This window comes from Simiduia litorea (genome assembly GCF_042853465.1).
GTDB lineage: Bacteria > Pseudomonadota > Gammaproteobacteria > Pseudomonadales > Cellvibrionaceae > Simiduia > Simiduia litorea.
Map to the genome: position 1 here is coordinate 1,500,924 of NZ_AP031497.1, position 14,021 is coordinate 1,514,944.

10 protein-coding genes are annotated in these 14,021 nt (G+C 50.5%); 4 read left to right on the forward strand and 6 right to left on the reverse strand.

Going from position 1 to position 14,021, the window contains the following annotated elements:
- Positions 1–26 precede the first annotated feature (26 nt).
- Entirely contained in the window at positions 27–2,645 is a 2,619-nt protein-coding gene (gene mutS / locus ACGHTT_RS06625; RefSeq protein WP_390594273.1) for a DNA mismatch repair protein MutS, read from the reverse strand.
- A gap of 82 nt (positions 2,646–2,727) precedes the next feature.
- Between mutS and ACGHTT_RS06630 the strand changes: the two genes are divergently transcribed.
- From ACGHTT_RS06630 to ACGHTT_RS06640, 3 genes are all read left to right on the forward strand, one after another.
- Positions 2,728–3,219: a CinA family protein gene (locus ACGHTT_RS06630; RefSeq protein WP_390594275.1), complete on the forward strand. Its 492-nt coding sequence runs from the start codon at positions 2,728–2,730 to the stop codon at positions 3,217–3,219.
- A 135-nt stretch (positions 3,220–3,354) separates the two neighbouring features.
- Complete coding sequence (gene recA, locus ACGHTT_RS06635) at positions 3,355–4,401, forward strand: recombinase RecA (protein WP_290262126.1); 1,047 nt, start codon at positions 3,355–3,357, stop codon at positions 4,399–4,401.
- Between the two features lie 75 nt (positions 4,402–4,476).
- On the forward strand, positions 4,477–4,962 hold the full coding sequence (locus ACGHTT_RS06640; protein WP_390594277.1) for a regulatory protein RecX: 486 nt from the start codon (positions 4,477–4,479) through the stop codon (positions 4,960–4,962).
- Positions 4,963–6,219: 1,257 nt separating this feature from the next.
- Here ACGHTT_RS06640 and ACGHTT_RS06645 read toward each other — a convergent pair.
- Positions 6,220–6,951 carry a transposase gene (locus ACGHTT_RS06645; RefSeq protein ID WP_390594278.1) on the reverse strand — a complete coding sequence of 244 codons (732 nt, stop codon included), beginning with the start codon at positions 6,949–6,951 and terminating at the stop codon, positions 6,220–6,222.
- A gap of 272 nt (positions 6,952–7,223) precedes the next feature.
- Between ACGHTT_RS06645 and ACGHTT_RS06650 the strand changes: the two genes are divergently transcribed.
- Positions 7,224–8,105, forward strand: a complete 882-nt coding sequence (locus tag ACGHTT_RS06650) for a PP2C family protein-serine/threonine phosphatase (protein ID WP_390594279.1) — start codon at positions 7,224–7,226, stop codon at positions 8,103–8,105.
- Positions 8,106–8,158: 53 nt separating this feature from the next.
- Here ACGHTT_RS06650 and ACGHTT_RS06655 read toward each other — a convergent pair whose 3' ends face one another.
- The 4 genes from ACGHTT_RS06655 to ACGHTT_RS06670 all read right to left on the reverse strand — a co-directional run bounded on the left by ACGHTT_RS06655 (position 8,159) and on the right by ACGHTT_RS06670 (position 14,011).
- Positions 8,159–10,522 (reverse strand): penicillin acylase family protein, encoded by a 2,364-nt coding sequence (locus ACGHTT_RS06655; RefSeq protein WP_390594281.1) that lies wholly within the window; start codon positions 10,520–10,522, stop codon positions 8,159–8,161.
- 174 nt (positions 10,523–10,696) lie between these two features.
- The gene (gene nagA / locus ACGHTT_RS06660) at positions 10,697–11,851 is read right to left on the reverse strand and encodes an N-acetylglucosamine-6-phosphate deacetylase (protein WP_390594282.1); all 1,155 of its coding nucleotides are present in this window, start codon (positions 11,849–11,851) and stop codon (positions 10,697–10,699) included.
- A complete protein-coding gene (locus ACGHTT_RS06665) occupies positions 11,851–12,903 on the reverse strand; it encodes an SIS domain-containing protein (RefSeq protein WP_390594283.1) in 1,053 nt (350 codons plus the stop codon). The genes nagA and ACGHTT_RS06665 overlap by 1 nt, the downstream gene beginning before the upstream one ends.
- Positions 12,904–12,985: 82 nt before the next feature.
- Positions 12,986–14,011, reverse strand: a complete 1,026-nt coding sequence (locus tag ACGHTT_RS06670) for a LacI family DNA-binding transcriptional regulator (RefSeq protein ID WP_390594284.1) — start codon at positions 14,009–14,011, stop codon at positions 12,986–12,988.
- Positions 14,012–14,021: the final 10 nt, after the last annotated feature.

Genomic DNA, 14,021 nt, shown 5'->3' on the forward strand with positions numbered 1-14,021 from the left:
TTCTAATCTTTTGCGGCTAACTCCACTCAAATCTGCTGTTTTAGCGCGTATAGGAGATCTAGTGCCTGTCGCGGTGTTAGCTCGTCTAGGTCTAATTTCTCCAATTTTGTCACCACGGGATGCGGCGGTGCACTGAACAGTTCGCCTTGCCAAGGATCTGGCACCGGCTCGCTTTTCCTTGTGAGTTGCTTTTCTAGAATAACACCAGCATCGCTTGGCGCGATAATCTGTCCATGGCTACCGGCTTCTAACTGCTGTAATTGTAGCCTCGCCATGGCTAATACGGCCTCGGGAATTCCGGCTAGTTTTGCGACCTGAAGACCGTAGCTTTGGCTGGCAGGGCCAGCTTGAATATGGTGTAAAAACACGATGTTATCGTTATGTTCTGTGGCGGTTAAATGCACATTGGCAACGCCGGTGAGGGTTTCCGGCAGCGCGGTAATTTCAAAGTAATGGGTAGCAAATAGGGTAAATGCCTTTACCGTTTGACCTAAGTGCATGGCCGCGGCCCAGGCCAGCGAGAGGCCATCGAAGGTGCTGGTGCCACGACCCACTTCATCCATTAAGACTAGGCTGTGTGGTGTGGCGTTGTGCAAAATATTGGCGGTTTCGGTCATCTCCACCATGAAGGTTGAGCGGCCGCTGGCGAGGTCGTCGCTCGAGCCGATACGGGTGAAAATCCGATCTGTTAGGCCCAGCTCACAGCGTGCCGCGGGCACGAAACAGCCAATTTGTGCCATCAGCACGATGAGTGCAGTCTGGCGCATATAGGTGGATTTACCGCCCATATTGGGGCCGGTAATGATGAGCATGTGGCGTTGTCGCGATAACGTAAGATCGTTGGCAACGAATGGCTGGCTAGAAACCTGCTCAACCACGGGATGGCGACCTTTCTCTATGTAAATACCGGGCTCCTCGGTGAGTGAGGGCTTACAAAAATTGAGGTGCTCGGCGCGCTCGGCAAAGCTTGCTAACACATCCAGCTCAGACACCGCGGCGCTGGCATCCTGCAATGCCAGCAGGTGTTCGTTAAGGGTTTCTAGTAGTTCCTCATAAAGTGCTTTTTCGCGACTTAGGGCGCGGCTTTTGGCCGAAAGCGCTTTATCTTCGAATTGCTTTAGCTCTGGCGTGATAAAGCGCTCGGCATTTTTTAGTGTTTGGCGGCGAATGTAGTCGGCCGGTGCTTGATCGGCTTGGCCCCGGCTCAGCTCGATAAAATAGCCGTGCACTCGGTTGTACCCCACTTTCAGGGTGGAAAGCTTGGTGCGCTCTTTCTCCCGTGTTTCTAAATCGATTAAAAATTGGCCGGCATTGGTGCTGATAGCCCGCAGTTCGTCTAGCTCTGGGTCAAAGCCTTCGGCAATGACGCCGCCCTCGCGAATGACTACCGGTGGATTTTCGATCAGCGCGCGGCCTAGTAGGTCCACCAGCTGTGGAAATTCGCCGACTAGATTGGCCAGCTTACGTATACGCGCGGTGTTCGATTCGGCTAATTGCTGTTGTAATAGGGGGAAGCAGGCTAGCGAGCTAAGTAAACGGCTCAAATCTCGGGGCCGCGCAGAGCGCAGCGCTAAGCGCCCCAAAATACGCTCCATATCGCCGACATTTTTCAAGCTTTGGCGGATGGGTTCAAAGGCGTAGTCGGCGAGCAGCCAACTGATAGCATCTTGGCGTTGCTGTAGTGTGGTTATATTGCGTAGCGGTCGGTTGACCCAACGCCGCATCAAGCGTCGTCCCATGGCGGTGACACCGGTATTAATCACCGACAGCAGGGTATTCTCTTCGCCGCCACCGAGGTTGGTATCGAGTTCGAGGTTGCGTCGGGTTGCTGCATCCATGGCAACAGCTTCGTCGCGGTTCTCAAAGGCGAGGGTGCGGATGTGAGGGAGAGCCGTGCGTTGGGTTTCACGCGCGTAGCTAAGCAGGCAACCAGCAGCGCATAGGGCTAGGCGCAGATGAGAGCAGCCAAAACCATCGAGATCTTGGGTGCCAAACTGTTGGTTTAATAATCGCTGTGCGGTATCTAGCTCGAATTCCCAAGGCGCTCGGCGGCGCAAACCTCGGCGCTTGGCGAAGAGCTCTAGCTCCACTAATTCATCGGCCACTAAGAGCTCGGCTGGATTTAACCGTTGCAGCTCGGCGGCTAGGGCTTCTAGGCCTGCGACCTCTAACAGCATGAACCGGCCTGAACCGATATCAAGGCTGGCAATACCGTACTCTTCATTTTGGGTGTGCACAGCGACCAATAGGTTGTCTTGGCGCTCGTCGAGTAGCGCCTCGTCGCTGACCGTGCCGGGTGTAACGATACGCATAACTTTGCGCTCGACCGGCCCTTTACTGGTGGCTGGATCGCCCACTTGTTCGCAAATGGCGATCGACACCCCTTGTTTAACCAGTCGTGCGAGGTAGCCATCGGCCGAGTGAAAGGGGATGCCTGCCATGGGGATGGGTTCGCCGTTGGACTTGCCGCGCGCGGTGAGCGTCAGATCCAATAGCTCGCTGGCAAGCTTGGCGTCGTCGAAAAACAACTCGTAGAAGTCACCCATCCGGTAGAACACGATTTCGTGGGGGTGCTCGGCCTTAATGCGTAAGTATTGTTGCATCATCGGCGTTTCGTTGGAGAGGTCTTGGACGGCTTGGTTCATAATGTTGATTGTGCTTGTCAGGATCAAGCGGGGTATTCTACGCAAATCTACCTCGGCCATAAACGTTGTTTAGGAGAAGTTAATGACAGTCAGTCACGATCCCTTGGTTCAGCAGATAGCGGATAAACTCATAGCGCAATCGGCGAGCCTGAGCGTTGCCGAGTCGTGCACGGGTGGCGGCGTTGCGCAGGCACTCACCGCCGTGGCCGGCGCTTCGGCGTGGTTTGGTTATGGCTTTGTTACCTATGCTAATAGCGCCAAAATAGAGCTGCTAGGCGTCGATGAAGCGACTCTCGCGGCATATGGTGCGGTTAGCCACCAAGTGGCAGAGCAGATGGCGGAAGGCGCGAGAATTAACGCCTCATCCACCTGGGCGCTTGCCACCACGGGCATTGCCGGTCCCGATGGCGGTAGCGCAGAAAAGCCTGTGGGTATGGTTTGGTTCGCTTGGGCAGGCCCTCAAGGCATACGCTCCCAGCACCGCGTATTTAGCGGCGATAGAGCGTCGGTAAGAGAGCAGGCAGTTGCTTTTGCCTTGATCGAATTAAGGAAATTACTAAATTTTACTGTATAACCATATAGTACTGGTTGCGCATACAGTTAAATTGTCTTAAGCTACTCAACATAGATTGGTTAAGCCAACACCTTTTGCTAACAAGCTCAGCAATGAGCAGACAACGTACAATTAGAAAATTACAAAGGTATCAACATGGATCAGAACAAGGACAAAGCCCTACAGGCAGCGCTCGCTCAAATTGAACGTCAATTTGGTAAGGGCACCGTGATGCGTATGGGCGATCGCGAGCGCATCGCTATGCCATCTATCTCAACCGGTTCATTGGGTTTGGATGTTGCCTTGGGCATAGGCGGCTTACCCAAGGGGCGTATCGTTGAAATATACGGCCCTGAATCCTCCGGTAAAACCACCTTGACCTTGCAAGTAATTGCCGAGGCTCAGAAGAAAGGAGGCGTATGCGCCTTCATTGATGCGGAGCACGCGTTAGATCCTATTTATGCAGAGAAGCTGGGCGTCAACGTTGACGATCTTATCGTCTCTCAGCCAGATACTGGTGAGCAAGCCTTGGAAGTCGCCGACATGCTGGTGCGCTCCGGTGCTGTGGATGTGCTCGTGGTAGATTCCGTTGCCGCACTTACGCCGAAGGCTGAGATTGAAGGTGAAATGGGCGATCATCATGTTGGTTTGCAGGCGCGTTTGATGTCTCAGGCGCTGCGTAAAATCACAGGTAATATTAAAAATGCCAACTGCCTAGCAATTTTTATTAACCAAATTCGCATGAAAATTGGTGTGATGTTTGGCAACCCGGAAACCACCACCGGTGGTAACGCACTCAAGTTTTACTCCTCTGTCCGTTTAGATATTCGTCGCACAGGTGCGGTTAAAGATGGCGATGAGGTAATTGGCAACGAGACTCGCGTTAAAGTGGTAAAAAATAAAGTCGCGCCACCGTTTAAGCAGGCAGAGTTTCAGATTTTATATGGTCAAGGCATTAACTTGCAGGGCGAAATTATCGACTTTGGCGTGAAGCTGGGGCTCATTGATAAGGCGGGCGCCTGGTACAGTTATAAAGGCGATAAAATTGGCCAAGGTAAGAGTAATGTTGGTAAGTTTTTAGTAGAAAATCCAGCAATACAAGCGGAAATAGAGCAACAAGTTAGAGCGGAGTTGTTGGGCGGTAAGATGAAGGCTGAATCTTCAAGCGATGAAGATAGTGTTGTAGAAACGGAAGAATCATAAGGTTGTTAGCTCGCCCCGCAGTGTCAAAGCTGCGGGGCTTTTTTTTGCGTAAAATGAGCACAAGAGGATATTGACATGAGATCTGCACGGGCGCCGTTACAAACGGAAGCAGAAATTATGGACGCGGCGTTAAGCCTTTTATCTCGACGTGAATACAGTGAAACGGAACTCACGCGAAAGTTGCTAGAAAAAACCGAGCAGCAACATCATGTTGAGCGTGTGTTAGCTCGGGTTCAAGAGTTTGGCTATCAAAATGATCAGCGTTATACGGAAAGTTATATTCGCTATGGTATTAGCCAAGGGAAGGGCGAAAACTGGTTAATCATGAAGCTTCGTCAAAAGGGCGTGCCACCAGCGCTGATAGAGGCATGCTTGTACGAGGCTGACACTTGTTGGCAGGATATAGCCTTGGCGCAATTAGAGCGAAAGTTTAAAAACCAAGGATGTGATTTACAGGAAAAGGCTAGATGGTACCGTTTTTTGGCGGCTAGAGGCTTTAATCCTGATGCTATAGCAGCAGCGGTCGAGCGCCATGCGCAAAAGCAGTTGGATTGCACGTAGATTTCAGCTGGATAGTGCCCAACTCAAAGGCTTAATAAGTGATCTGAATGTATTAGTCTGCGCATCTTGCGATTGAATCGACTAAGTTGAGCGCAACACATGGCGACTAGCAACGACGAGCTGCCCCAAGAGCCTCCGAAATATCATCCCGATCACTTGATATACTTTTTTACGAAATTATTTAATATGCAGTGAACTTTCCAGCAGGCATGACAGTTTGGTGAGTGTCTGGCGCATTAGTGACGTGCTCTTAAGCCTATGTCAGTAATTGATGTTTTCGCCCTTCATGTTGTTGGATATTAACGATATGTTTATGTTTATGTCTATGGCGCGTTTGTGGTCGTTCTCATTACCATTAATATTTTTATAAATATTCGATTGTATTTAGGATCTATTCTATTTGCGCTGGTGTTGGGCGTGGCAGGCAGCTGAATGGCTATATATAGAGGTTTGGTGTTGAATATAGAAAAACTATCTACGAGTATATCTTTTCTATCAGCGCTATGATTTTAGCGTTAAGTATTACTTGTTGACTGCTTCGCCGAGCCAAATTGGGAAAATAAAACCATTTAGATCGTATCGTTTTTTAATATTGTTTTTTTACAGCTAGCCTGCAAGCTGCAGCAAGTGTGGCACGGGATTTTCATAGGAATCGAGTGTTGAAGCTAGTCACGCGTGTGCTACATTTATCGACAAATTTTTTGTCTCGCGCTTATTGCTCACGTTTAGGCCGGCAAGATACCCCGCCCACTTTTTACGCTATTTTTACTACCTAATGGAGTTGCCGACGTAATGGTTCCAGAGGTTCGCAAAAGCACGATCGATTTAAATCCCAATGAATCCCTGGGTGATCTTGTCTATCGATTGCTAAGGACGCGATATCGCTTGCAGCGAGTAAAAATGCATGTACAAAATTGTTGCGCCGGGTAGAAAGGTTGGCTTTAACAGCTAAGGCCTGAGCTCACGATAAATTTTTATCTAGGCGTTTAGCCTGTGATTGATAATTACGTCAGCTGTTAGGTTCAGCCGCGCGCTTTTTAACATGGCTTGAACCTAGGTGGCGACCAGTAATATGTGGCAGAGATGGGTTGGCTGAGGTTTTAAACGTACGATTCATGTGAGTGTGTCGTTGGATAGAGCGCTAGCTAGGATAAGACAGCATAGGCAAGCGACGCTTAGGTCCGATCGAGCAATTTGGTGGCTTCAGGTTAGGTCATCATAGGCACCAATCCTGTTGTAAATTTGCCCTGAATGAACTCAAACTGTGCTGGTTTTGTTCTCGTTTGCCTTCGCAGGGTGTTCGTCCTGCTTGCGTGGGCGGCCTCTTTTGAGTGGTCGTACACGTTGATTGGCAATCCGCTCGATGCGGTCTTTAAAGGAGTCCCCGCCTAACACTTGGCCTAGCTTAACGGTTTCCGCAATATACGTGAGTAGCCGAGAGTCAAAGGCGTAGCGAAATAGCTTTCGGTACGCCTGTACTCGTTCGCGTGTGTTTTTGCCTAGCTCAGTGTAAAGCCTGTGGTCTTTAATCAGCTCACTTGTCTCTAAGGTTGTGTGAAAGTTAAAGCTCGACCAAGGGTATTCGCCTGGCTCGTTTGCTAAGCCCAAATACATAGGTTTGAGTTCTACGTAGCGATAGCAGGTCAGCAAATAGGCTTCTGAGTCGATAAGGCTAGACTTATAGCGCCCACCCCAAAGGGTGCCAGAGCGGCGATAGCGGTGGTTAACATATTGCACATAGCGTCTACCCAGAGATTGCATCATCGATGAAATACCTTGCTCTATGCGAGGCGTAGCAATGAATTGCACCATGTTGGGTAGTAATACGTAAGCATGAATATCGACGCGATATTGTTCCGCAGCGGTTTTAAGGCTTTGTAAGTAAAACTCGTAGTCTTCATCATCAAAGAAACAGGGTAGGTTATTGTGGCCTGTTTGCACGATGTGCTGTGGTATATCGGGTAGATTGAGTCGCGGTAATCTTGCCATCTTGGCAGGCAGTCCCTATTTGGTTTCGAATCCTTTTGAATAGCCTTCCCTATAAGGGAGCGCATTATCGCAAACCTCAGTACAATTTTTCAAATACCTGTCGCAAGAGTTTGTGGTTCTATGGTACTTATTCGGTTTGTTTCTGGCGTCTTTGAGCTATGAATCAATTATAAATCGGCGGACTTACTTTAGTTTTGAAATTGTATTGCGCTAGAATGCCAGCGCAGCATGTTGCCTGATGGAGGCGGCAGGAGCCACATTGGATTAGTGCGATGACACCAAAGGAAGCAATTCGCCTTGCTATTAATGGTCGAACAGATATTGGCCAAGTGCGAGATGAAAATGAGGACCACATTGGTTGGTATAATCATCCTTCATTACCAATGGGTTTTGTTGTTATTGCCGATGGTATGGGCGGTTATACGGGCGGTTCTAAGGCCAGTCAAATTGCGGTTAAGTGTGTAACTGAACATCTTGAAACTTTGCCTACCAGTACCTTTCAGGCCTGCACGCCTGACCAGCAATTATTAGTTATTCACTCTAAAATTTTGGATGCCTTAAACGCGGCAAACGCCGGCATTTTGGATGCAAAAGTAAGCGCCCCTCAATTAGCCAATATGGGCAGTACCATTGTACTGGCGTTAGTTTGGCAGGATAAGGTGACGATTGCTCATCTCGGTGACTCGCGTGCCTATCTCTGGAATAAGGATGGTCTTTGCCAGCTCACCAGCGATCACAGTTTGGTTCAAGAGATGATCGATAGCGGGTCGCTGACCGTTACTCAGGCCCGCTCTAGCCGGGTTAGGAATCACATTACCAGGGCGCTGGGTGTGACGGAATTTATTGAACCTAATATCAATACCTATGCATTGATACAAAATTCGCTGTTGATGTTGTGTAGCGATGGCTTGACAGAGTATCTCGATCACGGAGAACTCGAATTTGTTCTATCCACTCATCGGCCAGCGTTGGAGTGTTGTTATCGTTTTATCTCAGAAGCCAATGAAATGGGTGGCAAGGATAATATCAGCGTCGGTATTATTGAATACACGCTCGAAAATAAGGTGAGTGTCAGTCAGGCAAATATTTCGGTTCCCGCACCGAGCAGTGCGCCGGTGGAAGATGTGACCGTGCGAAAAGAGTCGCGAGCTTAAGTGTCGTTGCGTCATAATAAAAAAGGCCTTCAATTGAAGGCCTTTTTTATTGTTTAGGGCTGGATAGTGAGACTGTATTGGGTTTCAGCCTTAAGCCAAGGCGAGGCCTTGCCTTCAACCCAATCTCTATGACCATTGCCAAAAAATGGCGACAGTGGGTGTGCACTTTGACCTGTGGCCATGTGAAAAATACCCTCTGACTCCTTACCAGGCGACACCACAAATCGCTCGCTGGCGCCGTGCGTAGGTGTTTGCACGCGCGGCATGTGCGTGTCGCCATTGAGCGGCTCGTGGGGCATCGACATAAACCATTTAATAGGGCTAACGAAGCGCGCCATGGGGTGTTCGATAATGACTTTATTGGCCTCGCCCCAGGTATTATCGGCCAAGCTTGCATCCTCATATAAAGGCTCTACTACCGCTTTGATGGCGAACAGTTCGAGTTCGTCCCAGCTGCTAAAATCGGGGTTGAGCAAATGTGTTGGGCGCGTTTGAATTAGGCTCCAAGCTGGGTATTCAATTTGGCGGTTGGCTTTAGCCAAGTCGAAATCTGGATCTATCGTTTGCATATAACTAATGAGAGGCGCGGTTAAGTACTCGATGGTTTTTAATCGAAACTCGCGCACGAGCCGATAGCCGACGGAATCAACCTCCGCCCGTGCCGTCCACTGCTCAAGATGAGTTTTTGCTTCAATCAACGATGGCTCAGTAATATCTTTCCGTGACAACCGTTGTAATAGGTGGTCGCGCCATGGCGTTAAAAAAACGGCCTTGTCGTCTAGTTGAATGTCGAGCAGGGCTTTTTCGTCGAAGCGATCTGCGGCAAATAGGTCGTCTCTAATTTGCTGCTGTCGCGCACCGAGGGCATAGGCGGAGTCGCCCATCATCTTAAAGGCGTCATCTGAAAGGGTTCTTGCATTTGCCGTCCAAAGGCGTTGATGTGCCGGTGTGGCTAATACGGGATGCTCATCCAATCCGCGAATGCCTTGCCATGAGCGAGAGCCATCGCTCCAGCTTTCAGGCAGCCTGCCGTCCGTGCCTACGCGTTTGGGGAAGGGGCCTGCGACTGTCCAGCCAATGGCGCCGCTGTCGTCTGCCATGACGAGGTTCTGATGCGGCATGCCGAAGCTGGGGCCGAGTTTGAGTGCGTCGTGCACTGATTCCACCGATTCCAACACATAGGGCCCCATATTGGCACCGGTTATGTCGTGCGCTGTCCACTTCAGTACCAACAGCCTACCTTTTGGGTCTTCTCCGATAACTGGCCCCCACTGAGTCTCACGGACCTCGACGGTTTGCGCCGCTCGATCTTTGATGTGAATGCTTTCTTGGAAGCGCTCAAACGGCTTCCAACCCTGCGCGGTTTTATAGGCGTCCTTGCTGTCGTTGAGCTCGAGCAAAATGACGTCGGACCAGTCGCCTTGCGTGTTGGTAAAGCCCCATGCCAATTTACCGTTTGATCCGGCGACCACTAAGGGTGTACCTGGCAGCGTCGCGCCGCTGACCAAGCGGCCGGTATCCGGATGTTGCCACTGGGCGCGAAACCAAATATTTGGCACCCGAATGGCGAGGTGCATGTCATCGGCAATCATGGCGCCGCCGTGCTTAGACAGGGCGCCAGACACCGCCCAATTATTACTGCCTACGACCACATCTTCCGACACCATCGGAACATAGCGCATGGCGGTCGATTCAGGCATTAAGTCTGACCAGCCCGTGCTTGGTATGGGCGCTGGCGGTAGAGTGGTCCCAGTACTCGCACTTTCGATCAAGGGCGCGTCCCACTGGCCACCTTGTTGAGTGAAAAATGCGTAGAGGTCGGCGGGTAGAGACTCGGCCATAATGCCGCGGGTGCGCTCGAACCAACCTTGATCGTCTTGCAGCACCAGAATCATGCTGAATACGGTTAAGATGCTGTCTTCCGGTTGCCACGGGCTAGGTGCTTGTCCTAACAGGGTGTACTCGAAAGGGGCAGCCGGCAAACTGTCTAAACCGAAATTAACCCCTTTGCTGTAAGCGTTTAAAATTTCAACAGCTTGGCTTGGGTAGTGTTGTAAGTTGCGCTGAGCGCGGGCTCGGAATCTATGTAACCTTACCTGCCTGTCGTGGTTTAGCGCAGCCTCGCCAAACAGCGCGGATAACTCACCGGCGGCGTTGCGTCTTTGCAAATCCATTTGGAAAAAACGTTCTTGTGCGTGGGTAAAGCCTAAGGCAAAGGCGATATCCGCGCGGGTTTTGCCGGTAATTTCTACGATACCTTGGGCGTCGCGCTCGATGGTAACGGGAGCTTGTATTTCGGATTGTGTCAGCGTGCCATCGAGTTGCGGCAAGCTCATGCGCAACATGAGGTAGATCGCGGCTATTGTAATGACCGTAAGTGCGATAACACTTGCCGATAAGATGCGCAGAAGTTTCATGCCTACTCCAAGGGTTTTATTATTGGCCCATAGTAGCAGCTCATTAATTATCTATCAGGCGCATTTGTGACTGCCGGTTCATTGAATTCGATGGCGGTACGACGAGAAAGAATAGGTGGCGCACAACCACCTAGTGCGTCGTTTTTGGTGGCGCTATGTAGAGTTATGTTGCGACTAAATGTATTGAATTAACTGACCATCTATCCAACTGTGATGCACGTTAAAGTTGTCATCGATTGTAATGCAGTTGGCGCGAAAGTTAGGCTTTAATTGTCCAAGCTCCGAGGCCAGGCCTAACATGTCGGCAGGATAAGTCGATGCCATTCGAATGGCTTCGCCTAATTCTACGCCTAACAACTCATGGGTATTCCTAACTGCACTCATCATATCGAGGTCTGAGCCGGCTAGGGTACCGTTAGTTGTTGCGCAGCGGCCGTCTTTAGCAAATATTTTTTCGCCGTTTAAGGTAAAGGATTTTTCGCGCGCGCCAACCGTCGGCATGGCGTCGGTGACCAGTACTATCTTGCCTTTAGTTTTAGCGGCAATGGCGACCTTCAGCGTAGCAGGCGCAACGTGATAATTATCGACAATAATGCCGCACCAGCTGTTGGGATCTTCTAAGGCCGCACCCACCACACCGGGCTCTCTGCTGGTGAGTGGGGTCATTGCATTAAATAAATGGGTGAAGGCTTTTAATCCGTGATCGAGGGCGAGTTTAGTTTCTTCGTAGGTCGCCGCTGTGTGCCCAGCGGCAACAATGACACCGGCGCTGGTAAGTCGCTTTATCATTGCCGGCGTTGTGCATTCCGGCGCCAAGGTTACATACGTTTTGCCGGCTTTTAGCGAGGTCAGTAGTGCAAAGGCAGGCTCGTCTATTACTTTAAATTTTTCAGCGTTGTGTACACCCTTACGCAAACTATTTAAAAACGGCCCTTCTAAGTGTACGCCAATAACTCCCGGAATTTTTTCTGCCAAGGCGTTAGTAACGGCTTTAATCGCTGCCGCTACCACCGCAAGATCGTCACTGATTAAGGTGGGTAAAAAAGAGGTGGTGCCCAACTTTCTGTGGGCATCACCTATGGTGCAAAGTGTTGCAACACTGGGCTCATCGTTTAGCAGTGCACCGCCGCCGCCGTTAACTTGGGTGTCTATGAGTCCTGGAATTAGCTTCAAGCCCGTGAGGTCGACCAGATCGTAGTGAGTCTTATCCAAGTCACCTAGTGGCACTAACGCGTGAATTTTTTCGTTGGCAAGCAGCAGCGCTTTATCGCTATGCCATTGATCGCCGTCAAAAATGACGGCATTAATGAGTGCGGTTAAGCGTTGCATTACAGGGTCTCCGTGACCTTGCGAAGGTGTGGTGGCTCATCTGGATTGTAACCGCGCGCAACCGATAATGCGTTGGCCATTTTGTAAAAACTTTGAATGGCCAGTAGCGGTGCCAACGCGGGATGGGCACCACCCACCACTTCTAGGCTGAGTGGACCCAGTGTTCGCTCGCTAGCAACCAAGACCTTGGCCGAGCGGGCTTCAAAATCTTTGATCAAGGCATTGAAGCCGTCACTAGTTTCGTCTTGTTGCGCCAGCATGAGTACTGGGAAGCCCGCCTTAACAATGGCCATAGGGCCATGCTTTACTTCGGCGGAACTAAAGGCCTCGGCATGTAGGCCACAGGTTTCTTTAAATTTAAGTGCTGCTTCCTGCGCCACACCAAAGCCTAGGCCTCGGCCAATCACGAATAAATTAGATGCGTCTTTTAAGGTTTCGAGCGCTGCGGACCAGTCGCACTGCCAAGCGGCGGCTAGCAATTGGGGTAGCTGTTTGTAGGCTTTTTGTAATAGCTGATCCTCACTCCACTCGCTCACTAAATGCAGTATGGCGCTCAGTGTTGCGATGTAAGATTTCGTGGCAGCCACACTTTTTTCTGGTCCCGCACGTAGCGGAATGACAAGGTCTGCCATGTGTGCCAGTGGTGAATCCTCGACATTAACAATGGCTAAGGTCAACGCGCCGGCGGCTTTTGCCTGCGCAACGCCGGCTAATAAATCGGGGCTTTTTCCCGATTGGGAGAAAGCAATATACAAAACGCCCTGCAATCGCTGTTTAGCGAGATAAACCGAACTCACCGAGGGCGACGCCGAGGAGGTCAATATGCCGGTGCGAGTTTCGATCAGGTACTTGGCGTAGGTGGCGGCGTGATCCGAGCTGCCTCGTGCCATGGTCACCACGGCGCTGGGGTTGAAGGCTTTAATAGCCTTTACCGCTTGTTCAATAGCGTCTTCGTTCAGTTTCTGTTGGTTGGCCACCACATCGGCACTCGATGCGGCTTCTTGATACATCAAGGTTTGTTCGGCTTGGATGGTGGCTAGCGCGCTGGACATCGGATTCCCCAATAAATTTAAGACAACGTTGTCATTGTGGGGTAAAAAAACGGGCCTGTAAAGCCCCGTTTTATCGCGTAGTTTATTGTGCGGCGGGGCAGCTGGAGTCTCTAACCACCAGTTTGGGGTAGAAGCCTTGGTTCGCGGCATCGCTATCGTCATTTCGCTGGGAGCGAATATCGTTGATGAGAAGTTTGGCTGCTGTCTGCGCAATGGTGCTGTTTGGCTGTTGCGCGGTGGTGAGTTTGGGCCAAGCTTGGCGCGAAAAGGGCGAATCTTCGAAGCCTACAATCGAGAGCGCTTGGGGCACGGAAACGCCTAAAATACGAGCCGCAAACAACGTACCTGCGGCAATTTCGTCGTTGCAAGCGAAGATGGCCGTCGGCTTGTTGGCGAGTGACAATAATTTTTTAGAGCGCTCTATACCTGATTCAAACGCGTATTCGCCGGGCAAAATGAGTGACTCATCGATGCGTAAATTATTTTTTTTCAGCGCGTCTTTGTAGCCTTCAAGGCGTTCGCCACTGGAGGCGTGTTCTATATCGCCGCCGAGAAATGCAATGCGCTTATGGCCGAGGTCAATTAAATATTGGGTAATGTCGAAGCCAGCGGTTTTATCGTCAATGAAGACGCAGGGCGATTGGCTGTCTGGCGCATGGGAGCCCGATAATATACGGACAAAACGCACTTTTTTCTTTTTTAGCGCGGCGATAACAGCCGGCGTTTCTGACAGTGGCGGTGTTAAAACCAAGCCGCCAACACGCGAGCGGTCAAGCATTTCTGTCAGTTCGGCAAGGATGTCGGGCGATTTAGCATCGCAGGGGTGTATGACTAATTCATAGCCCTCTGTTCTGCAGGTACTCAAAATGCCATTTTGCATTTCGATCACATAGTTACTGTTGGGGTTGTCGTAAATGAATCCGATCGACGAGGCAGCACCGCGCATCAGTCGCGCGCCTAAATTGGGTTGATAATTTAATTCTTTAACGGCAGCCAGTACTTTTTCTTGCAGCTCTTGCCCAACACTAGGCTCGCGGTTGATAACGCGAGAAACGGTTTTAAATGAAACGCCGGCAAGTTTTGCCACGTCCTTGATGGTTGCCTTCATGGGGTTTGAG